This is a genomic window from Lacibacter sp. H375 (genome assembly GCF_037892425.1).
Taxonomy (GTDB): Bacteria; Bacteroidota; Bacteroidia; order Chitinophagales; family Chitinophagaceae; genus Lacibacter.
On sequence record NZ_JBBKTT010000001.1, the window covers coordinates 77,249 to 100,115 of the forward strand.

At 39.8% G+C, this 22,867-nt stretch carries 24 protein-coding genes; 2 read left to right on the top strand and 22 right to left on the bottom strand.

Annotated features, from left to right (window positions below; all coding sequences use genetic code 11):
• Positions 1–9: 9 nt before the first annotated feature.
• From WG954_RS00325 to WG954_RS00375, 11 genes are all read right to left on the bottom strand, one after another.
• Positions 10–195, bottom strand: a complete 186-nt coding sequence (locus WG954_RS00325) for a DUF5908 family protein (protein WP_340432468.1) — start codon at positions 193–195, stop codon at positions 10–12.
• 5 nt (positions 196–200) lie between these two features.
• On the bottom strand, positions 201–647 hold the full coding sequence (locus WG954_RS00330; protein WP_340432471.1) for a phage tail protein: 447 nt from the start codon (positions 645–647) through the stop codon (positions 201–203).
• 8 nt (positions 648–655) lie between these two features.
• Entirely contained in the window at positions 656–1,087 is a 432-nt protein-coding gene (locus tag WG954_RS00335; protein ID WP_340432473.1) for a phage tail protein, read from the bottom strand.
• A 38-nt stretch (positions 1,088–1,125) separates the two neighbouring features.
• The gene (locus WG954_RS00340; protein WP_340432475.1) at positions 1,126–3,084 is read right to left on the bottom strand and encodes a phage tail sheath C-terminal domain-containing protein; all 1,959 of its coding nucleotides are present in this window, start codon (positions 3,082–3,084) and stop codon (positions 1,126–1,128) included.
• Between the two features lie 24 nt (positions 3,085–3,108).
• Complete coding sequence (locus WG954_RS00345) at positions 3,109–4,299, bottom strand: hypothetical protein (protein ID WP_340432477.1); 1,191 nt, start codon at positions 4,297–4,299, stop codon at positions 3,109–3,111.
• Positions 4,296–4,898, bottom strand: coding sequence for a contractile injection system cap protein (locus tag WG954_RS00350; protein ID WP_510182578.1), 603 nt, complete (start codon positions 4,896–4,898; stop codon positions 4,296–4,298). Before WG954_RS00350 ends, WG954_RS00345 begins: the two co-directional genes overlap by 4 nt.
• A 457-nt stretch (positions 4,899–5,355) precedes the next feature.
• The gene (locus WG954_RS00355) at positions 5,356–5,805 is read right to left on the bottom strand and encodes a PepSY-like domain-containing protein (protein ID WP_340432481.1); all 450 of its coding nucleotides are present in this window, start codon (positions 5,803–5,805) and stop codon (positions 5,356–5,358) included.
• A gap of 92 nt (positions 5,806–5,897) precedes the next feature.
• A complete protein-coding gene (gene rsmI, locus WG954_RS00360; protein WP_340432482.1) occupies positions 5,898–6,563 on the bottom strand; it encodes a 16S rRNA (cytidine(1402)-2'-O)-methyltransferase in 666 nt (221 codons plus the stop codon).
• 82 nt (positions 6,564–6,645) lie between these two features.
• A complete protein-coding gene (purS, locus tag WG954_RS00365; RefSeq protein WP_182801900.1) occupies positions 6,646–6,891 on the bottom strand; it encodes a phosphoribosylformylglycinamidine synthase subunit PurS in 246 nt (81 codons plus the stop codon).
• 15 nt (positions 6,892–6,906) lie between these two features.
• On the bottom strand, positions 6,907–7,668 hold the full coding sequence (locus tag WG954_RS00370) for a CDP-alcohol phosphatidyltransferase family protein (RefSeq protein ID WP_340432483.1): 762 nt from the start codon (positions 7,666–7,668) through the stop codon (positions 6,907–6,909).
• A gap of 75 nt (positions 7,669–7,743) precedes the next feature.
• Positions 7,744–9,033, bottom strand: coding sequence for an aminopeptidase P family protein (locus WG954_RS00375; RefSeq protein WP_340432485.1), 1,290 nt, complete (start codon positions 9,031–9,033; stop codon positions 7,744–7,746).
• A 289-nt stretch (positions 9,034–9,322) separates the two neighbouring features.
• Between WG954_RS00375 and pckA the strand changes: the two genes are divergently transcribed.
• Positions 9,323–10,927, top strand: coding sequence for a phosphoenolpyruvate carboxykinase (ATP) (pckA, locus tag WG954_RS00380; RefSeq protein ID WP_340432487.1), 1,605 nt, complete (start codon positions 9,323–9,325; stop codon positions 10,925–10,927).
• A gap of 84 nt (positions 10,928–11,011) precedes the next feature.
• Here the strand turns inward: pckA and WG954_RS00385 are convergent, their stop codons facing one another.
• The 5 genes from WG954_RS00385 to WG954_RS00405 form a co-directional block, all read right to left on the bottom strand.
• Entirely contained in the window at positions 11,012–11,647 is a 636-nt protein-coding gene (locus WG954_RS00385; RefSeq protein ID WP_340432490.1) for a deoxynucleoside kinase, read from the bottom strand.
• A gap of 92 nt (positions 11,648–11,739) precedes the next feature.
• A complete protein-coding gene (gene trpS, locus WG954_RS00390) occupies positions 11,740–12,744 on the bottom strand; it encodes a tryptophan--tRNA ligase (protein ID WP_340432493.1) in 1,005 nt (334 codons plus the stop codon).
• A 114-nt stretch (positions 12,745–12,858) separates the two neighbouring features.
• Positions 12,859–14,193 carry an OmpA family protein gene (locus tag WG954_RS00395; RefSeq protein ID WP_340432495.1) on the bottom strand — a complete coding sequence of 445 codons (1,335 nt, stop codon included), beginning with the start codon at positions 14,191–14,193 and terminating at the stop codon, positions 12,859–12,861.
• A 91-nt stretch (positions 14,194–14,284) separates the two neighbouring features.
• A complete protein-coding gene (locus WG954_RS00400) occupies positions 14,285–14,701 on the bottom strand; it encodes a septal ring lytic transglycosylase RlpA family protein (protein WP_340432497.1) in 417 nt (138 codons plus the stop codon).
• A gap of 6 nt (positions 14,702–14,707) precedes the next feature.
• Positions 14,708–16,405: a L,D-transpeptidase family protein gene (locus WG954_RS00405; protein ID WP_340432498.1), complete on the bottom strand. Its 1,698-nt coding sequence runs from the start codon at positions 16,403–16,405 to the stop codon at positions 14,708–14,710.
• Positions 16,406–16,633: 228 nt separating this feature from the next.
• Here WG954_RS00405 and WG954_RS00410 point away from each other — a divergent pair, with 228 nt between their 5' ends.
• Positions 16,634–17,197, top strand: coding sequence for a M15 family metallopeptidase (locus tag WG954_RS00410; protein ID WP_340432499.1), 564 nt, complete (start codon positions 16,634–16,636; stop codon positions 17,195–17,197).
• On the opposite strand, the gene WG954_RS00415 is transcribed toward WG954_RS00410, so the two are convergent.
• The 6 genes from WG954_RS00415 to WG954_RS00440 all read right to left on the bottom strand — a co-directional run bounded on the left by WG954_RS00415 (position 17,190) and on the right by WG954_RS00440 (position 22,864).
• On the bottom strand, positions 17,190–17,492 hold the full coding sequence (locus WG954_RS00415; protein WP_340432501.1) for a DUF952 domain-containing protein: 303 nt from the start codon (positions 17,490–17,492) through the stop codon (positions 17,190–17,192). The two genes, WG954_RS00410 and WG954_RS00415, sit on opposite strands and share 8 nt — an antisense overlap.
• Before the next feature lie 2 nt (positions 17,493–17,494).
• On the bottom strand, positions 17,495–17,938 hold the full coding sequence (locus WG954_RS00420; RefSeq protein ID WP_340432503.1) for a VOC family protein: 444 nt from the start codon (positions 17,936–17,938) through the stop codon (positions 17,495–17,497).
• A gap of 9 nt (positions 17,939–17,947) precedes the next feature.
• Complete coding sequence (locus WG954_RS00425; protein WP_340432505.1) at positions 17,948–18,943, bottom strand: chorismate synthase; 996 nt, start codon at positions 18,941–18,943, stop codon at positions 17,948–17,950.
• A 361-nt stretch (positions 18,944–19,304) separates the two neighbouring features.
• Entirely contained in the window at positions 19,305–20,576 is a 1,272-nt protein-coding gene (gene aroA / locus WG954_RS00430; protein WP_340432507.1) for a 3-phosphoshikimate 1-carboxyvinyltransferase, read from the bottom strand.
• 47 nt (positions 20,577–20,623) lie between these two features.
• The gene (gene aroB, locus WG954_RS00435) at positions 20,624–21,646 is read right to left on the bottom strand and encodes a 3-dehydroquinate synthase (RefSeq protein WP_340432509.1); all 1,023 of its coding nucleotides are present in this window, start codon (positions 21,644–21,646) and stop codon (positions 20,624–20,626) included.
• Between the two features lie 129 nt (positions 21,647–21,775).
• Positions 21,776–22,864, bottom strand: coding sequence for a chorismate mutase (locus WG954_RS00440; protein ID WP_340426545.1), 1,089 nt, complete (start codon positions 22,862–22,864; stop codon positions 21,776–21,778).
• Between the last annotated feature and the right edge of the window lie 3 nt (positions 22,865–22,867).

The window sequence follows — 22,867 nt, forward strand, 5'->3', positions numbered from 1 at the left end:
GGTATCATATCAACGTTCTTCTTTTTCTTTTAAAATGCGCAATACTTCTTCCACACAAATTTTCACAAGCGATTCTTTTTTTGTTTCATCATCTTTCTTTTCGCCTTCACTTCGTCCACGTTGCTGCCTGTTTTCCGTATTACCGGTTTCATTTACATAAGCAGTGATCTGTATTTCGTTAATAACAACTGGCATAAGGTTTAACGGTTAATGGGTGAGAAATAAGCACAGCTCAATACAAGTGTTTCCACCACTACTTCGCTGTTGTTGGCATTGAAAGATGATAACTCCCACTTGGTTGGTATGCTGTTATACACACGCCACATATACACGGGTGCATGTACTTCGTTGAGTAGGCTGATTGTTAAATTCAATGGACGGAATTCAAAATTTTCCATTGCATTTTTTACCCATCGATAGAGTTCAGAGTATTCGAACAAACCACGCTTTAATGTAATGTCACTGAAGTTTGCCCTTGTTGGCAGCTTATGTGAGAATCGGTTTTCACCACCTTCGTTGATCGATTCTGTTCCCATACTTACAGACAAGCCTGCCACTTCCTGGAAACGTACGTCAACAGGCGATTGCGGAAACAACTCAAAGGTTACCAGAAAATGAAAACCGGTAAGCGGATACTCAAATGGCATACTCTTGTTTATGGAAGTTCAATAACCAAACCTTCGTGTGCGAGTTCCATTGTTTCAATGGCCACTTCGTTACCGTCGGCTTTCAGATCGGATGATTGCACCTTTACCGGGAAAGCATTCTTTACTTTCCATACCATTACCGGTTCGTGCTGCTCGTTCAACAATGAGATGATCAGATCTCTTCGTTCGATCTTATTCATCTGCACGGTGTTTAGCCATGCATAATATTCATTGTCACTTTCAAACGTTCCCCGCTTAAGTGTTACGTTCGAAAACTTTTGCAAACCCGGCATTTTTATTTTTGAATATTCAGGACTTGCACCATCACGGTATTCAATTACATCCAGACTTTTATCTAAACCGGTTACTTCGGTAAAACCAATGCGTGTGCCTCCCCATTCTACCCGGAAATGAAATTTTGATAAAGGATAAGTTGCCATACAATTCGTTTTGTTGTGATTAATGTGAATTCAAAAAATTAAGACTCCTGCATTTTATGTGAGAAGCGTAGGATGATAAACTCTGCAGGACGAACCGCTGCTAAACCAATCTCTACAATCAATTTTCCTTCAAGTATATCCACTGCCGTCATTGTAGCTCCAAGTCCGCAGGCAACATAAAACGCATGCTCAGGTTTTGCACCTGCTAATGCACCTTGCCTCCATAATACGGTGAGATAATTTGAGATCATGGCTTTTACTTTCGTCCAGGTGTTTGCATCGTTGGGTTCAAACACAAATTGCTCGGTTGCTTTTTTCACACTCTCTTCAATCATATTAAACAACCTGCGTACAGAAACATAGCGCCATTCATTATCATTACCTGCTAATGTTCTTGCACCATAGACCAATGTTCCTTTTCCAGTGAATGCACGGATAGCATTGATGGATTTACCTGCTGTTACATCAATATTCAATGCATCTAATTGTCCCGCATTAAATGTAAATGCCGGCCCGATGATACCACTGATGCTCACATTTGCAGGCGCTTTCCATACACCTCGTGTGCGGTCAACAAATGCATAAATACCTGTTACTGATCCTGATGGAGGAAGAATGGTTTTTGTATTCTGAATACCATCAAGTATTGCTTTGTATGCAGGTAATACAATGGCTAATCCTTTATCTGCTTCCTGTTCTGTAAGTGCTGCGGTTTTCACAATTGCACTTGATAAATAACTGTTGATGAAATTAAATTCGGTTCGAAGCAAAGGAATAATACTTCTGATCATGGCTGCATCATCGGCACCCGTCATTACATTCAGAGAAGCAGGTGGCGCACTAAAGATGGTGCCCCAGTTTGCATGTGTGGGTGAAGAGATGGAATGTTGTACAGTATAAGCACCGCTCAATTCTGCATCTGCCTCCACTTCATAACTGATGACCTTTGAATATGCATTACCTAATGACGTGATGGTTGTTTCAAAACCCGGTTTCAGATTGCTGCTTACAGCATCAGCTGTTGCGCCGGTAAGTTTATCTATTTCACGCGCCACATCAAACAGAAAATCCATTACGTTTTGAAGATTGGTTGGATCGGGTGTTGCAGACAGTGCATTCTCCAAAACAGTATATCGTTCTGCTACTGTTGCTGATGCACCTCTTATTGCTGTGATTGATGTCGCAACTTTTCCATTGTCAGCAATTGCAGAAACAACTTTTGCGATCTGGTCTGTAATGGCGGCCTCTCCGCCTGTATAGATCTGGCTCAACGTAATATTTACACCCTCCCGCTGAAAACGATTGGGAGAAGCGGCTGTATTCATAAAATCGCTGTACTTGATCTGGCGTGGCATTATCACTTCCAACCAAGGCGTGTACACAGCTCCATACTTTAAATTGTTGATGCCGATACTGCTTCGGAATGCATCTCCCTTGTAATCATTATTCTTTACATCCATCACTACAAACCTGTCTTTCAGATTTTCACATTGCAGTAATGCTTCCTGGTACACTTCATAATAATCGTTACCATTTGTCAGCAATGAATTATCGGGAAAGATGAGCAAAGTTGGTTCATCTACTTTCTCAATCACTTTCAACCCTTTTCCGTCATCGAGGAAGTCGTTCTTCGATTTCGGATCGGTATAAGAGCCAACGGATACAATGTAGCAATCGCCACCACCATTCTTAAAAAACATCCGCAGCGAATCGTACATAAACAACGCCTGGCTGATGATGGCCGATTTAAAATTGTTCAATGCATCAACAGTCACTTGCGAAACCGCCAATGAAGGTGCACCGCCAAAATAAGTTTCATAATCAAGCAGGCTGCTGATCTTTACTGCTTTGTTTTTGAGATCACCGGGACCATACTCATCTGCTTTTGCGGTGTAACCTATAAAAGCGGGAATTGCGGTTTCAACCTGTGCTATGGAAGGAGGAAATTTCGGTACCTCTTCAATATACACACCTGGAGTTTTTACTGTTAATGCCATAGTTGACAATGTTTAGAATGATGATTAATGATTTAAGTAAACTGATGAACAATTATAGATATCACTACCCTGCTGCAACGGGCTGAGCCATGCTGCTGATGCATTGGGTAATGGACTGATGTTGCCATGTATTGCTGATGTGAATGACAATGTTTTTACCGGCACTTCACTCAAAGGAAAGGGTGCAACACTGACAAACTCAAGTTGATTAGCGGCATTTGAAAAATTGAGTATTGAATCCGTGTCCTGAACCGATGTAACATCGTTTGTTTTAGCAATGTATTTGATCAACACAGAACGATTGCAAAAGCGAAGACTGAACATTCGATCAACTGCTTTACCTGAATCCAGCAATGAAAAATTCGGAGCTGTACCTACCCGGTTGCATAATTCAATAACTGCAACGGGATGTTCAACCATACCAGGATCTTTTACGACAATGAATGATGATTCGCCATTTACATCAATACGATACTTACCGGCATCTAGTCCTTGCAGACTAACATCAACCAATGTTCGTGATGTTTCAAATTTTTGTACAACAGCAATCTTTGCTTCTTTATTAAACAAACCCGTTTGTGTATCGATACCAAAATGCCTGATCACAAATTCTTTTGCAGGCACAGCAACTGTAAACGGATAACTTGTGCTGTAAACAGTTGCTGTATCCTGCTCTGCTACAAACTGCCTCTTACTTCTTTTACGCCAAAAAGATTGATTGCTTATTAAGATACCGTTTGTTGTTGTTTTTAAACACTCATAAACATCAGTTCCATCAGTTACTAAACGACCGGGTTTATAAATAGTAGCGGCAACATGTGATGAAATGCGCTTTGACAAATACAACCTGTTGATGTTGCCCGATGGTAGTACTGGTTCAGTAAATGCGTTATTTGAAAAATTCGATAACCAGTTTGCTTCTGCTTTCGCAGGTCTATAATTTGATTGGGTGATATTATCGAACAAACCATTTTCGGAAACAACGTAAAACACAAATTTCATATCGGCTGGCCAGGCTTTCACCGGCTCAGCTGCATTATTCACTTTTACTGCAATGATGAGTTGATGATCGAGTTGCTTCCATTTAATATCATAGTTCCTGCATAGTTTCTCCGTTGCTGCTGAAGCTTTCAGCAAAAGATTCTTTGCTTTTGATTCACGGTAATAATCGTGCAGCATTTCAACCCGGCAAACTATTTTGTAACTACTGTTCATATTACAGTTGGAGTTTTGTCTTTTGCAATAGTTTCAATTTCAAGAATAATTCCGCCGCCATTCTGCACAAACCTGTCGTCAATTACTACCTGGCGTATTTTATATAACACTGATGGTAAATATTTTCCGCCGAGGCTTGCCCATAAATGATTCACCTGTTCAAAATTCAGTGTCACCAACTCACTACTGATTTGCCGAACAGGTTGCATTGTATCTGTAAACAGCCCGGGACTGTTTTGTGCTGTGAATATGTTTTTATGCTGAAAGAACTGCATCACATAAGAGAGATACAGCAATGCATCATCTGTATAATCACGGTTAACAGAAAACAACACATATAAATTCACAAGCACAGGAGGATTCTTATACTCAACACCTGTTCCTGTTGGCGATGGAAAACTATTGGATGGATGCTTGCTGATACGATCTTCTTCAATATTCACCAATGACATAACAATTTTGGAAGTAACCGAAGTGAGTTCTTCTGCTTTGGCAATATTAGCAGCCACCACAATTCCGGTTGGAGTTGCTGCTCCATTTCGGAGCATAATAAACCTGTTCAGCTCTTCAGTGAAGAACCGAAATACGTGTTGTATCAACCTTTTCCGTTTTAAATGTTAAAAGCAGTTACGTACAATGTGTGCGGTTGGGTGTTGTTAGCCAGGGAAAGATTAAATCAGGTTTTGCAATGGTAGATTCTCTCACATATCATTCGAATGCTAATATTGAAAGTTTTTTAAACATTGTCAATACCTCAAAGCGGTATAAATAAAAATTTCTGCAACAGACAATGCAGAAATTCATCTTTTAGAAAGTTTAAGATTGTATAAAACTCAATGCAGCATTATGTTTCATGATACTTACTGTTGTAAGTAATTTGAAAATTATTTTTTGATGAATAAGCTTGTAGAATAAACAATGCGTAAAATATACATGTGATTTTTACATCATCAGGGTAAAATTACTGACACGTTTGTAAACAACAACTAGCCTTGGCTTTTGAAAACCAAGGCTAGTTATTGAAAAAGAATATTAAAAATATCAAGGATGTTACTTCTATAAACTCAGCAACTCTTCATACAATCTTCCCTTTGTATCAAATACTAATTTCTTTTTATTGAGCACAGATTTCTGTACGATGATGTAATATTCGTTTGCCTCGATCCGTGGTTTTGTAACTGTAAGTACATCCTTCAAAGTCCAGTCTTTGTATTTGCTATTTTTAAACCCTTGCTGCACCACGTCCGGTAATGCTTCCAGTTTCACCTGCTCTTCAGTGCTAACCCAGTCGCCTTTGGGTGTGTAATCAGCTTTGAGCTTTCTTTCACCTAACGTAAACCGTACAACATGGTTATCTATTCCTCCACTCCATTTCAGATCTTTTGCATCAGGATATTGCTTATCAAAACTTTGTTTCACAATATCAGGCACTGAAAATATCTGTTGTGCATTACTAGCAGCATGCGAGAAAATTAAGAAGATCAAAAAAGAAAAAACATTTTTCATAACTCTTCATTTGTATACTGCAAAGCTATGCAGCTTTCGTGCCTTAATATGTTAACAGCACGTTGAATTAATTGACTAAGATTTTTGGAGATTTATTCTTTACCTGCAACGACAATAACAATTTCACCTTTGATGGCTTTGGCAGCAAAATGATCATGCACTTCTTTTAATGTACCACGTTTGTTCTCTTCAAACTTTTTGGTAAGCTCACGACTCACGCAACACAAACGATCTTCGCCAAAATACTGCATGAAATCATTGAGCGTTTTTAACAAACGGAAAGGCGATTCGTAAAAGATCATGGTACGTTCTTCTTCCGCCAATTGTTTGAGTGCAGTCATCCTTCCTTTTTTTTGTGGAAGGAATCCTTCAAATGTAAAACGGGTGGTTGGCAGTGCGCTATTCACAAGCGCTGGCACAAATGCAGTGGCTCCTGGCAATGTTTCAACTGCAATATCATTCTTTATACATTCACGAACGAGCAGAAACGCTGGATCGCTGATTCCCGGCGTACCAGCATCGGTGAGTAAAGCCATCTTCTTACCTTCTTTCAATTGATCTACCAAGTGCTGCACAATTTTATGCTCATTGTGCTGGTGATAAGGTGAGATGGGTTTTTGAATATTGTAATGATTCAATAACACTCCACTGGTGCGTGTGTCTTCTGCCAAAATAAGATCAGCTTCCTGCAGCACTTCCAAAGCACGGAGTGTAATATCCTTTAAATTTCCAATTGGAGTGGGAACAAGAATTAACATAATTTGAAAATTTGAAAATGAATGAATTTGAAAATGAAAACCGAAACTGATTCAATTTTCAAATTTTCAATTCTTCAAATTATCAATTAACTGAAATTTCGTACTGCTCCATCACCGGGTTGGCGAGGAGTTTTTTTGCAGCTTCTTCAGCAATTGCTTTTGCATCGTCGGCAGTAGCTGCATCGATCTGCATGCTGATATTTTTTCCAATACGTACATCAGCCACACCTTGTAAACCTAAATTACTTAATCCACCCATTACAGCTTTACCTTGGGGATCTAATAAATCTTTGAGTGGCATTACTTTCACCTGAACTGTGTACGTCATTGTCGTATAATTAAATTATGAGATTTGTTTACGAAGCAGCAAAGATAAAGCAACGTAGGTTAAATAAATAAGCGGAATAGCCGCCCATTGAAAAACGACCGCCAAAATAATGGAGATAACCGCCAGTATGATCTTGGGCCGATTTCCCTTAAAGCTGTAATCTTTAAATTTCAAGCTCATAATGGGCAGATCGGAAACCATTAAATAGCTGATAAGAATAGTGATGGTGTACAATACCCAGCGGTTCAATACAAATTGCGCCAAATCCCAGCTATTATAAAAAACTACCAATGGTAAGGCTGCTACCATAAAACCGGTGATGGGTGTAGGCACTCCACGAAAAGAAATGGATTGACGTTCATCGATGTTGAACTTTGCAAGGCGCCATGCTGCACCTCCAGCAATGAGTATAGCTGGCAATAAAAGCCAAATAGATGTATCGAAAGCTGTTTCCTCTTTAAGATAACTCATGCGCAGCAGTTGATACATGATCATTGATGGCGCTACACCAAACGTCACACAATCGCTCAACGAATCGAGTTGCTTACCCATTTCGGATGATGCCTTCATTAAACGGGCAAGAAACCCATCGAGAAAATCAACAATACCAGCAGCAAAAATGAAGAAAGACGCATACGCCATTTTCTCCGGGAGATTAATAACAAGGTTCTCTCCATTGATCGTTGTAATTGATTCGCCGGGCTGAAGAATAAGAATGATTGCAATACAACCGAATACAAGATTCAACAGCGTAAAAAGATTTGGAATTTGTTTCATGTAATTGTTCGTGGTTCATAGCGCATAGTTAATGGATCGCAGCTATGAACTATGAACCATCAACTATGAACTGTATTATTTCTTCATCAATGCTTCAATCTCTTCAACAGTAATGGGAATATTCTTCATGAGATCTTTATTTCCATTGCGGGTGATCCAGAAATTATTTTCAATACGCACACCCATTTGTTCTTCTTCAATATAAATACCGGGTTCGATAGTGAATACCATACCTGCTTTTACAGGTTCTGTTTTTGTACCAAGATCATGTACATCAATTCCAAGATGATGCGAAATACCATGGTAGAGATATTTACGGTAAGCTCTATTCTCTGCGTCTTCATTCTTCACATCTGTCTTTTTCAACAAACCAATTTTTAAAAACTGTTGTGTTGCTTCTTCTCCCACTTTATTTGTGTAATCAACAATGGTAATGCCTGGTTTAAGAATGCTCTTGCAATAGTTGTGAATGTTCAGGCATGCATTATAAACTGTTTTTTGCCGGCGTGTAAACTTACCATTCACTGGGACAGTGCGTGTAAGATCGGCGCAATAACCACCATACTCTGCACCAAAATCCATCAATATCAATTCACCATCTTTACATTCTCCGTTATTGTTAACGTAGTGCAATGTTCTTGCATTATCACCACTGGCAATAATACTTCCGTAAGCAGGACCAGTTGATCCCTGCGATAAAAATGAGTGATAGATCTCAGCTTCAATTTCATTTTCCAATACACCAGGTTTAATGAAACCGAGTAAGCGACGGAATGTTACATCAGTAATATCCATTGCCTTCTGCATCAGTTCTATCTCTTCTGCAGTTTTAATTGGACGCAACTCTCTCATAATTTTTGCAGCACGTTGAAAATTATGCAGAGGATATTTTGCTTTCATCTCATCAATGAAACGATAATCACGGCTACGGATAGGCGACGCTTTTCGATCGTTCTCGTTGCTGCTTAAATAAATGTTGTCAGCCAAGTGTACCCATGCCTGTAACAATCCTTCAATACTATCTAACCAAACTATTGTTTGAATACCTGAAATCCCTCTTACCTCATTTGCACGTAAGCGTTTACCATCCCACTTTTCTTTTAATTCGTTGGGACGAACAAGCACCAACACCTCCCTGTATTTTGGATCCGGATTATCGGGGAAGAGGATCACCATACTATCTTCCTGCATCACACCGGTAAGCCAAAATAGATCGCTGTTTTGTTTGTACGCATGCAATGCATCACCATTCATGGGCCACTCATCGTTGCTTACAAAAACAGCAATTGAATTTGGCTGCATGGCTTTGATAAAACGTTCACGGTTTTTTGTAAACAGTTCGGGCTTAATGGGCTGAAATTTCATATATCAAGAATTTGGTGCGCAAAATAAGCCATCGGACGGGGCTGCCCAATTCTGCAGTCAATTAATCCACGAAAAGTGAAAAACTAACGACCGTTTGATAAATATTTATAAATCCTCCACCTGCTCTTGGATATTGTTCAATAATATTCATAATAGTAAGCTCATTTTAAAAATTATCAACCAAATCCTTGATTCTGTTTGATTTAATATAGTCGGGAACGATTGCGTAATTTTTCTGGAATCGGCCAACCCTGTATTTTTGACGAGCTATATAAACGAACTATTGATTATGTCTATACCAAGTGTATTCTTTCCTGAGCAGAAACTATTGAAGCTCGGTTTAAAACTATCGAGTAATATCCATTATCAACTCAGCCCAGAAGAGTTAGCCGAACAAACAATTAACCGTGGACAAGGCAGGTACAACGACACGGGTGCGCTTTGTATCAATACTGGTAAGTTCACCGGTCGCTCCCCAAAAGATAAGTTCATTGTACTTGATGATATCACAAAAGACACGGTTCATTGGAATGATTTTAACCAAGCCATTGATGAAAAATATTTCCATATTCTTTATAAAAAGATGATGGATTACCTGGGCAAAAAAGACGAATTATGGGTGAGAGATTCCTATGCCTGTGCCGACAATAACTATCGTCTCAACATTCGTGTAGTGAATGAAAATGCATGGAGTAATTTGTTTGCCTATAATCTTTTTCTTCGTCCCACAGATGAAGAACTGGAAAGTTTTGAACCTGATTGGCATATTATACAAGCCCCCAATTTTACAGCCAACCCCGAAACCGATGGTGTGCGCAACTGCAACTTTTCTATTGTAAGCTTTACTCACAAAATGATCCTGATTGGTGGCAGCGGCTACACAGGTGAAATGAAGAAAGGAATTTTTACCGTGCTTAATTATCTGTTGCCTCAGCAAAAGAATGTATTGAGCATGCATTGCAGTGCGAATGTTGGACAGGATGCTGATGTTGCTGTGTTCTTTGGATTAAGCGGCACTGGTAAAACAACCTTAAGTGCAGATCCTGCACGTAAATTAATTGGCGACGATGAGCATGGATGGAATCATGGTTCCGTTTTTAATTTTGAAGGTGGCTGTTATGCCAAGTGTATTGATCTTACTGCCGAAAAAGAACCGGAGATCTTTCATGCTATCCGCCCCGGAGCATTAGTAGAAAATGTTCAGTTCTTCGAAGGTTCAAATAAAATTGATTTCAGCAGCAAAGCCATCACCGAAAATACAAGAGTAAGTTATCCCTTGCATTTTATCAGCAATGCTTTGGAGCCTGCTGTTGGTGGTTTACCAAAAAATATTTTCTTTCTTACCTGCGATGCAACAGGCGTTTTACCTCCTATTGCTAAACTTACACAAGGTCAGGCAATGTACCAGTTCATAAGTGGCTATACTGCAAAAGTTGCGGGTACAGAAGCTGGTGTTACAGAACCTAAATCAACCTTTAGTGCATGCTTTGGCGCACCTTTCCTCCCATTACATCCGGCAAAATACGCAGAGATGTTAGGTAAGAAGATGGCTGAAAATAAAGTGAATGTTTGGCTGGTGAATACCGGTTGGACAGGCGGTAGTTATGGTGTTGGTAATCGTATCAAACTTTCATACACAAGAGCATTGATCAGTGCGGCATTGAATGGTGAATTGAATGATGTGGACTATGAGAACATGCCTGTGTTCAATCTTGCAATTCCAACTGCATGTAGTGCAGTTCCGTTAGAAATATTAAATCCCCGCAATACCTGGACAGATAAAGCAGCTTATGATGCAAAAGCGAAGTCTTTAGCTGAACAGTTTATAACTAATTTCAAAAAATATGCTTCCGGCAGTGGCGAAGAAATTCTAGCCGCAGCGCCGCAAGTGTAAGTGGTCGTAATCGATTGTTTGCTAAGAACAGAAAACCCCGCTATTCCTGGCGGGGTTTATTATTTACAAAATGGTTATGTTCTTCTAAAACAATCCGTACAACTGCGAATCGATGCGATTTATGATCTCACCTAAATGCTCTTCATTTTCTGCAAATTTGTTCTGATCAACATCAATCACCAATAAACTTCCTTCTTTATATTGATCGATCCACTTGTTATAATACTCATTGAGTTTTTTGAGATAATCAAGTCGGATATTTTCTTCATACTCTCTGCCTCGCTTTTGAATCTGTGCTACCAACGTTGGTACCGATGCTTTTAAATAGATCAACAGATCAGGAGGAGAAACCATTGTTTTTAATGTGGAGAAGAATGAAAAGTAATTCTCAAAATCACGTTTGCCCATCAATCCCATATCATGAAGATTGGGTGCAAAGATGTGTGCATCTTCAAAAATGGTACGGTCTTGTATAACGGTTTCTGTTCCACGTTGAATTTCCAATACCTGGTTTAGGCGATTGTTTAAAAAGTAAATCTGCAGGTTAAAACTCCACCGTGGCATGTCTTCGTAAAAATCGTTGAGGTAGGGATTATGATCCACATCTTCAAACTGGGGTATCCATTTGTAATGCTTTGCCAGCATTTCAGTAAGGGTCGTTTTTCCAGCGCCGATGTTACCGGCAATAGCCACATGTTTTGGTTTTTTACTTTTCGCCATAAATCAGATAATTCCAATGTCTACCATCCAAAATAGAAGGACGTTCAAAGTAAAACTTCTTTTTGGATTTTGGGTTTTGGACCTTGTGTTTTTTAAAAATAATTAAGTCCCATTGCTTCTCTCGTTAATTCAATGGTTTTGCGGGCACTGATCCTTGCTTTTTCAGCTCCTTTCAACATCACTTCTTTCAAATATGCATCATCGTTTTCAATAGCTTTTGCTTTTTCACGAATAGGCGAAACAAATTTGACCATATCTTCACCCAGTTGCTTTTTCATATCACCATAACGAATCACACAATTATTGAAATCGTCTTCAAACTTCTGAATGGTATCAGGTGTACTTACCAAACGCATCAACTGGAAAATATTTTCAATATAGTCAGGCTTTGTGGAATTCTGCTCAGTTGGACCAGCATCCGTTTTTGCTTTCATCACTTTTTTACGGATCACTTCATCCTCATCTGCCAGGTAAATCGTTGCGTTTTGGTTTTCACTCTTACTCATCTTTCCTGTTCCATCAAGGCTGGGCACTTTTATCAACTCCCCTCCAAAATTAAACGCAGATGGCTCAGGGAATACGTCTCCATAACGGTGGTTGAAACGGTTGGCAAAATTGCGGGCCATTTCAAGATGCTGCTCCTGGTCTTTACCAACCGGAACATAACTGGCTCGAAACAGTAAGATATCTGCTGCCATTAACACCGGATAAGTAAGTAAGCCTGCATTTACATTATCAGGATGCGCTCTCACTTTATCTTTAAAGGTTGTTGTTTTTTCCAGCTCACCTTTATAGGCCATCATGTTGAGATAGAGATAAAGCTCCGCTGTTTCATATATATGACTTTGACAATAGAACGCCACTTTTTCAGGATCTAATCCGCAGGCGATGTTCTCTGCAAACACACGTCTTACATTTGCTTTCAACTCCTTTGTATCAGGATGCGTGGTAAGTGAATGCCAATCGGCCACCATAAAAAAACATTCATACTCATCCTGCATTTTCACATAATTCTTCATGGCACCAAAATAATTCCCGAGGTGAAGATAACCTGTTGGGCGGAGGCCACTCATTACTATTTCTTTCTGTTTGCTCATACTATTTGATCTTTCTTACACAAATAAGTGGGCGAAGATAAAACTTGTTTTCTGTGCTATGGACAAAAAAATCCCCCCGTAAATCGGAGGGATTTCAAAATAAATATCTTTCAATTAATAACTTCTCAATTTCAATTCAACCCTGCGGTTTTTCGCTTTACCGGCAGCTGTTTTATTATCAGCAATTGGTTTATCAATTCCATAACCGGCAGAAGTCAAACGGCTCTTGTCAATACCTTGCGCAACCAGATAAGCCTTTACAGCAGCAGCACGGTTTTCAGATAATGTTTGATTCTTAGCCGCATCACCACTGTTATCAGTATGCCCTTCAACATCCAACTGAAGTGTTGGATTATCTTTCAATATCTGCGCCACTTCGTTTAACGGAGCATATGATTTCTTCTGCAACTGATAGCTACCAGTATTGAAGAAAATATTGCGTGCAGCAAATTCAACTTTTGTTTTGATTTCTTCCTTTACTTCCGGGCAACCTGCATTTGCTGCAATACCTGCAACAGCCGGGCATTTATCTTCTTCATCATTCACCCCATCCTTATCAGTATCAGGAACAGGGCAACCGTTGTAACGTGCTACACCTGCCTGTTGAGGACATTTGTCTTCTTCATCATTAATACCATCCTTATCGCTGTCGGGGATTGGGCAACCACTATAACGGGCCAAGCCTGCAACATCAGCACATTTATCATCTTTATCAGCAACACCATCTTTATCCTTATCAGGACATCCACGTAATGCAGCTACACCAGCTTCATCGGGACAAACATCATCCACATCCAATACACCATCGCCATCCTTATCTTTCGGAGGTTCCGGAGTTGGGGGAGGCGGAGGAGGTGGAGCTACCCTTTCTTTAAGTGGTACGCTTACCCCAAAAGAATGCACCAATCCATAATTAGCCCTTGATGTTACCGGAACACGGTAACCAGTGTTAAGATGAACAAATACCTGGTTGAATAAATTCACCTGTAGTCCTGCACCAACTGGAATTTGTGCCATCCAGTTTCCCCTTTCAACTGAAGCGCCTATACCGGCTTGTAAATAAGGGACTACCCAATAATTATCAGGAAGCAGTTTTATGTTCAGATTTGCGTCTATTTCACCATAAAATTTATCACTTGTGCCAACATCCAAGGTATTTCGGGAAGGGTAGGTTAAGAAAGTTCCGCCAATCCTGGCCATAACATCAATATTGTTTGTAATTCCTTCCATATAGTGAAGCGTAAGCCCAGGTTGCAAACGATCCCTTTTTCCCAAACTCTTTTCCCTAAGTACAGTTGAAAGACCTTTATTTTTTATATCAACGCCAGACTGAAAATCGAACATTGAAAACTGAAACCCAATTGAAGGCAGTTTTTTTAGATCCTTATTCTGAGCGCCTGCAGTTAAAAAACAGCAAAATGCGACCAGTAATACGAGCGATTGTTTCATAATATGAATTGTTTTGGAATGAGCAAAAATAACGGTAGGTAGCATAATGGTAAAATTAATTACCCACATTCTTATGAACTTAAGCCTCAATTTATTTCGATGGCGGCTTTTTACCCAGTACCTCAACTTTTACACGGGTTAGTCCGCTTTTGATGAATCCGAGTTTTGTTGCCGCCAGTCTCGACAGATCAATAATACGTTTGTTCTTGTGGTGCAGCCGATCATTTATTTTAACTACAACTGAGCGTTTGTTGCGAAGGTTGGTTACCCGTACATAGGTGCCTAAAGGAAGGGTGTTGTGTGCTGCAGTTAGCTTCTGATTACTGAAAATTTCGCCATTGGCTGTTTTGCGACCGTTGAATTTATTGGAGTAAAAACTGGCAAGCCCATATTGGATCTTTGATTTGCCGTTTGATTTTTTTACAGATTTTGTACTGTCTTGCTGAGCCGTAACATTGAGTACCGATGCTGAAAAAACCAAAACAAATAGAAGGCAGAATTTCTTCATCAATCGTTATTTGGTTGAGAAATAAGCTTCACGTGCCACTTTATCTTCGTTGTAAATATCTTCAAAGAAAATAAGCTTCCCCTCTTTCCCGGCTGCGGTAAAGTAACGGAAATAAACGGGAAGTTTGGTTTTTACCTTAACAACATGTTTCTCTTTTCGTTCAAGCCAAACTTTAATAGAATCACTTTCAACACGGGATGGATCAAATTCATAATTGATACTGTCAAGGGCAGAAATATAGTAGGTGAGTTTCTCCCATTCCTGCACACGAACACAACCATGACTTAAAGCACGTTTTGCATTCTTAAACAGATACCGTTGATTTGTATCATGCAGGTAAACAGAATATTTATTAGGGAAATTAAATTTCAGAATACCTAATGCATTATCATCTCCACTACCTTGTACTACTTTATAGGGAATTCCTTTCTTATATTTTGTCCAATCTACAGCATACGGATCCACCTCTTCGCCCTCCCAGGTTAGAAGTGAATACCCTTTTTTTGCAAGATAGCCAGGATCTCTTCGAAGAGAAGGAACAATTTCCTTCATGATGATACTGTTAGGAATGGTCCATTGCGGATAGGTAACCATATCGCTGATACGGCTTGTCAACAAAGGTGTTCGTGTATTTGGTTTACCCACCACCACTTTGCTTTCAAGACGAAGAGTATCATTATCCCACAGCTCAAGTTTATAAGCGGGAAGATTGACCCATATATAGCGCTCGGGCATTTTTGGAGGTAACACTTTATAACGGTCGAGATTAATAGCGATGCGTTTGAATTTTTCTGCATCAGTATTGTTGAGAAGACGAACCACCTGCACCCCAAATTTGCCATCAACAGTTAACTCTCTTTTCTTTTGCAGTTTAATAAGTGCTTCTTTTAATTGTGCTGAATCAACATTTTCTAATTGCCAGCTTAGCATTCCTTCTTCCTGTAAACGTTTCATCAACGATTTTACAAAGGCCAATGAATCTTTATAGGGATAGGAAACATAAGTATATTTTTTTTCGAAATCGGCACTGTCAATAAATTGCTTTGATGCCACTTTTAATTCAACATAACCATCGTGTGATGGTTCTAATGCATGAAACACTTCCGATATAGATTTTCCATTTATTACAGCATTCAGATTCGACTGATAAAATTTATCCGTGAGCACAGAATCCGGATTCATGAAGGTGCTATCAACTTTCAAACGACCCACATGCAGATGAGCAGCGATATTGAAAAATGCGTCCGTCAATAATACGTCAGCCTTCGACCAAAGAGCGGCATCCCTCCTGTCTCCAACAGCAGCCGTATCTGCAGCAAAACGTGCAGCAAGATTCTTCAGAACAGGATAATGATAATCGTTGGGAAATAAACCATACAATTTTGCCTGTTGAATAAACAACAACATCGAATCGGCTAAAGAAAGAAATTGCTCGTCGCTGCTCCAAACAGCTTTATATCCTGTTTGCTTATAGTAAGCATCAACAACATTTGGACGGGAAACTTTGGTACTGTCATCGGCTTTCCCATCATCTTCAATACGGGAAAGTAATTCATTGATATTTTTCTTAACCCGTTCGTTCATTTGTTCGGGTTCAACAACAATATCTTTCACCTCTTTTGTTTCTCCATCGCCACAAGCATTCGTGGTCAACATAAAAACAAATAACAGGAACAAGGAAGAGGCGGTAAACTGTTTTCTCATCTAATGATTACATTTATCTTTCCATCACCAAAAAGTTCAGTAATGGATGTTTTTCAGATAGTCAAAATAGCGAAACGGTTGCACATAGCAATAACCGCTGTCTTGTTTTTTTCCCTGTTGGTTTTACCCTCATTTGCGCAAAAGCTGAAAACCAGCAGATATGGCGTTCGGTATATTGCTTCTGAAAAAAGTTTCCGTCAAACATTAACATTGGACAGCAATAAAAAAATGGTCGAATTGAAACAGCTGATGCCCGCACTTATTTATGAATTTCACTATGCAACCAGTGACAATTTTGTAAAACGACCCTTATATCCAGTGAATACTGATTTCACCTTTTTAAGATTACCTGCTGCAAATGCCTTGCAAAAAGTACAAATAGAGCTGAATGAAAAAGGATTTGGGTTGAAGATTTTTGATGCTTACCGTCCCTACTCTGTTACCGTAAAATTCTGGGAACTGATCAAAGATGAACGTTATGTTGCCAACCCGACGAAAGGAAGCGGGCATAACCGTGGCCTTGCTGTTGACTTAACCATTGTTGATTTGAAAACAGGTGTTGAATTAAATATGGGCACTGACTTTGATAATTTTACTGATACTGCACATCATACATTCGCACAATTAAACACAACCATTTTGCGAAACAGGAAACTGTTGAAAGAGTTGATGCTGAAACACGGCTTCAATTTACTGGAAACAGAATGGTGGCATTATTACTGGCCGAATGACAGGAATTATGAAGTGTTGGACCTTGATTTTAAGAAACTGAAGAAACTTTCTTCTAATTGATTGCAACTACATCAACAACTGCATCAACATTAATTGTTCCATACACATGCGGAAATGTATCTTCAGTTGAAGGACTCCACTCAAATACAAAACGGCTTGTCAATTTATCCGTATCGACCACAAGTTTAACTAAATCAGTTTTGCCGGCGAAATAACGTTCAAGCACACCTGCCACCTGGTTTTCCTGTGAGCAATGAATAAACCCTTCTTCTTTGAGAGAAGGCGTTTCATAGTAGCCGTTTGCTTTTGCTGCATTCCATTCAGCAGCTGTGGTAACATGATAAATAATGGGCATCGTTAACGTTTTACTTCGTTCAGTTCAATTAAATAACCATCGGGATCGGCAAGATAGATCTGCACAGCACCATCAAAACGAACTTGTTTATGAAAGTTCATATTATGTTGCGTTAAATACTTTTCAGCAGCAGCAATAGAAGTTACAAACAATGCAAAATGACCGCCGTTGCGATCGTTCTTTACTTCAAAATTTCTTCCTGCCAGTAAATGTATCTGTTGATCAGTTCCCAACTTAAACCAGGAACGGATTGCTTTTAATGAATCAGGCACTGCAACAGGTTCAAGCCCCATTACTTCTTTATAAAATTTGGTACTTGCTGCAATGTCTTTTACGTGTAAGGCAACATGATTGTGTTTCACCACTTCGATCTTTGCATCTGTTTGTGCAAAAGAAATTGTTGTGATGAGTAAGGCAAAGAAGGCAATCGCTAATCGTTGAAGCATACTGTAAAGTTAAGAGACAATTCGTTTGATCCGTTGTTCCTGCAACATAAGATCAGCCAATACAATAGCTGTTGCAGCTTCTACAATAACAGGGGCACGCAAAGCAACGCACAGATCATGACGTCCCTTGATGGAAAACTTTTCCATCTGTTCTGTATCCCAATTTAAACTGGTTTGTTCTTTTGGAGTTGAAGATGTTGGCTTAATGGCAATACGGAACACTAATTCATTTCCATTGGTAATACCGCCTACCACACCACCGGCATGATTGGTCACTGTTTTACCAATCATATTTTCAATCGCATCATTATGTTCGCTGCCGAACATTTTTGCAGCAGCAAAACCGGTTCCGAATTCCACACCACGTACTGCAGGAATAGTAAACATCATTTGAGCAAGCAATGATTCAACGGAATCGAAATATGGTTCACCTAAACCAACAGGTAAACCCGTTACTCTGCATTCAACTAAACCTCCAACTGAATCTTTTGCATCAATTGCATTTTGTAATCCTTTCTCTAAATCTTTTTCGCCGCCGATCTCTTTTACTTCTGCATGAATAGAAACACCAGTCATGAGTTTTTTTGCAATGGCACCAGCGGCAACTAAGCCTGTTGTGAGTCGTGCACTAAAGTGTCCGCCACCACGATAATCTTCATGTCCGCCAAACTTTTGATGTGCCACCCAATCAGCATGACCGGGACGTGGAATGCTGCGTTGCTTGTTATAATCTTCGCTGCGTGTATTATTATTTTCAAAGAAAATGGCAATAGGAAAGCCGGTGGTCTTCTCATTAAACGTTCCACTTTTGAAAAACGGATAATCCGCTTCCTGGCGTGGAGTAGTTCCTTTTTGTTTGCCACCTTTTCTGCGTTCGAGATCAGGTAAGAGATCATCAGCTGTTAACGACAATCCTGCCGGACAACCATCTACTACAATACCTACGCTTTCGCCATGCGATTCGCCAAAGATGGATACACGAAATAATTTACCGAATGAGTTCATATAACTATTTAACCTTTCGTTTTATTAACAAGCGTACTAAAAATAATATTCTTTCTATGGTAAGTGCATAGGAAAATGAACAAACCAAAATTGGCAGCATGAAATCCCAAAACCACCCAACTGAATCCCAAAACGAAAAAGACCTACATTGTCGACTTACTGGATAAACTAATTTATCATACAACCCTTTGAAAAATGCCTGGTGAGCGCTGAGTTTATCGTCATAATTTTTTGAGTCAAGTGCAACAATTAATGCCCAGCAAAACAAAAAAACAAGGGAAACGAATATTCCCAAAAATATCCACAGTTTAAATCCTCTGAATATTAACTTGAATAGCTTCTCCAACTTTCATTTAATGAATCAGTAAGATACGGAAGCTTTTAACAATTTAAGATGCTCATAAAAATCAGGGTATGATTTGTTGATTGCTTCAGCTTCTTCAATCGTTACATCACCATCTGCTTTCAACGCTGCCACTGCACAAGCCATGGCAATACGATGATCGTGACGTGAATGGACAGTAGCGCCTTTTAATCCGCCGCCGCCATGAATAATCATGAGATCATCCTGCAACTCAATCGTTACACCCAACTTCGCAAATTCTTCCTGCAAGGTGATTGCACGGTTACTTTCTTTATGTGTTAAACGAGTTGTTCCTTCAATCACTGTTTTGCCATTGCAATAAGCTGCCAAGGCAACCAACGGCGGAAACAGATCGGGACATTCCGTTGCATTGAAATGAAAAGGCTTCAACGGAGCCGGACCAATTTCAATTTGCTCAGGTTGAATAGAAATAATACAACCGCAATCCATCAAGGCCTGCAACACGGCTTTATCAGCCTGTGTTGAAAATACATCTAATCCTTTCACTACGATGTTTCCTGCAACTGCACCTGCAACGAGTAAGAATGCAGCACCACTCCAATCGCCTTCTACAGTGTAATGGTGAGTCGTGAGTGGTGAGTCGTGAGTGGTCGGAGCAAAATAAAATGATTCGTAATTTTTATTCTCCGGCACTTTCAAACCAAACTGTTTCATTACATCAAGTGTAAGATCGATGTATGGTTTGCTTTTAAGATTAGTAACAGTAATTGATACATCACTTGCATTACTTGCTGCATAAGCCAGCAACAATCCCGTTAGGAACTGTGAGCTGAGTGAACCATCGATAGTAATATTTTTCGGAACGATTGGTCCTTGAATATTCAACGGCAATTTTCCTGCATTGCTTTTCACCTGCACATCAAGTTGCGGCAATATCTCATCGAAGAAATCCATTGGTCTTGTAGTTAAACTGCCGGTGCCGTTTACTGTAAGCGCATGATTGCTTAATGCAACCAACGGTGTAAACATACGGATGCTTAATCCACTTTCGCCGCAATTAATTTCACTGCTCACAGGTTGCACACCATTACTTTCAATGATGAGTTCATTTCCATTATTGGTGAGCGTTCCACCCAGGCGTTGCGTAATATCCATCGCCGCTTTATCATCGTTACTATGACCGGGATTTTTAATGATGCTTTTTCCCTTTGCCACCAAAGCTGCAGCACATGCACGCTGCATCGAACTTTTTGATGCGTTCGATTGAATAGTTCCGGTTATGGTTGATGGATGTATTGTTACTTTCATGACTTCATACGGTGGGTCACTCCCAAGTGTGGCCACCGGCTTGTTACTTATAATTTATAAATTAATTCTTCTAGCTGCACCAACGGAATATTCATCACTTTGGCTTCGCCTATTTTATTGAGCACAACATATTGCATTACATCCTGCGCTTTCTTTTTATCCTTCTTCAATGTTTCAAATGCTTCAGCTTTATCAAAAGTAAATGAAGAAGTGAGTCCGTATTGTTCAATGAGTTTGGTGAGGCGTTGTGTTTCAGTTGAAGAAAAATTATTGATCTCTTCCGAAATTTTTGCTGCTGCCACCATACCAATACTTACTGCATGTCCATGCATCAATTGATATTTATTCTCAATGGCATGTCCCAAAGTATGACCGAGATTCAACAGCTTACGATCTCCTTTTTCAAACTCATCTTCCTGCACCACTTTTGTTTTAATTAAACAGTTACGTTCAATTAATTGCTGCAATGGTTCTTTGTTATCCTGGTAATAAGTGATAGCATGTCGCTCCAGTTCATCAAACATCGCTGCATCTTTAATGGCAGCATGTTTAATTACTTCAGCAAAACCATTCTCCCATTCTTTCAGCGGCAACGTTTCAAGTAATGAAACATCATACAACAAAAAAGAAGGCTGACGGATAATACCCACCATATTCTTATATACTCCTACGTCAATTCCATTCTTACCACCAATGCTTGCATCAACCATGGCAAGAATAGTTGTAGGAATAAATCCGCAGGCAATACCACGCATGTACACAGCAGCAATGTAGCCAACCATATCAGTTACCACACCGCCACCAACACCAACCAGTGTTGATTTACGATCGGCACCCAGTTCAATCAACTGACCAATCACATCATCAACTGTTGATTGTATTTTATGAGCCTCACCTGCTTTCATGACAATGGTTTTCCAACCATCGAACTTTGCAGTATGTGCTGCAAATACATTTTCATCGGTGATGAGCACAGTGCCGTTCTTATCTGCAACAGCAGATAATTGTTCCATGCTGCCGTTGAAATAATCAACCGATGCCGTAGAAAATTGATAAGTCTGTTTTACCATAATATCATTGCCGCAAAGGCGCTAAGTCGCAAAGAAAAAAGATGAATAGAATTGTTACAGCACAAGTGAGTGACACAACGAAAGCAAAATAATTGCACTGCAGCCCACTCACAACTCAGCATTCACCATTCACGAATCAAGCACCTTCTTCTGATGATTAATGCTTTCCATATGCACCGCATCAAAATACTTGGTGATGAAATCTTTACTCAACCCTTTACGCTCACCTTCTTTAAATGCACGCTCAAGGATTTCGTTCCAGCGGTTTGTTTGTAAGATGGTGATGTTGTTATCTTTCTTGTACTGACCAATGTTCTCAGCAATTTTCATACGCTGACCAAGGATCTGCATCAACTCATCATCGAGTTGGTTAATTTGCTGACGTAATTTTTCCAATGCCTGGTGAAACTCATCTGATGCTACATCTTCTTTACGCCAGATGATGCTGCTCAGCATTTCTGCCAAACGCTCAGGAGTAACCTGTTGTTTCGCATCGCTCCACGCATTATCCGGATCAATATGACTTTCGATCATCAAACCATCAAAGTCGAGATCAATTGCTTTTTGTGCAGTCTCCTGTAAAATATCTCTGCGACCGCAAATATGTGAAGGATCGTTAATAATAATCTGATCAGGATTGCGACGCTTCATTTCAATCGCTAAATGCCACATCGGTGCATTGCGATATTCTGTATTACCGTAAGAAGAAAATCCACGGTGAATTAAACCAATTTGTTTGATGCCTGCACGAGCCACACGTTCAACTGCACCACTCCACAATTCAAGATCAGGGTTGATCGGGTTCTTGATCAACACCGGAATATCGACACCACGTAACGCATCAGCAACTTCCTGTACGCTGAAAGGGTTCACAGTTGTACGTGCACCGATCCACAATACATCCACTTCAAAGTTCAATGCATCTTCCACCTGTTTACCCGTTGCAACTTCAACAGTTGTTGGTAAGCCTGTTAATGCTTTTGCTTTTTGCAGCCATGGTAAACCTTTTGCGCCAATACCTTCAAACATGCCGGGTTTGGTACGTGGTTTCCAGATACCTGCACGCAACATATTTATTTTTCCTGTTGCTGCCAGGCGCTGTGCGGTTGATACTAATTGATCTTCGGTTTCGGCGCTGCATGGTCCGCCAATGATCAGTGGCTTTTTACTCCATGCTTCCTGCACTTTCTCTTTCATGTTTGCTTCTAATGTTTGCATTGT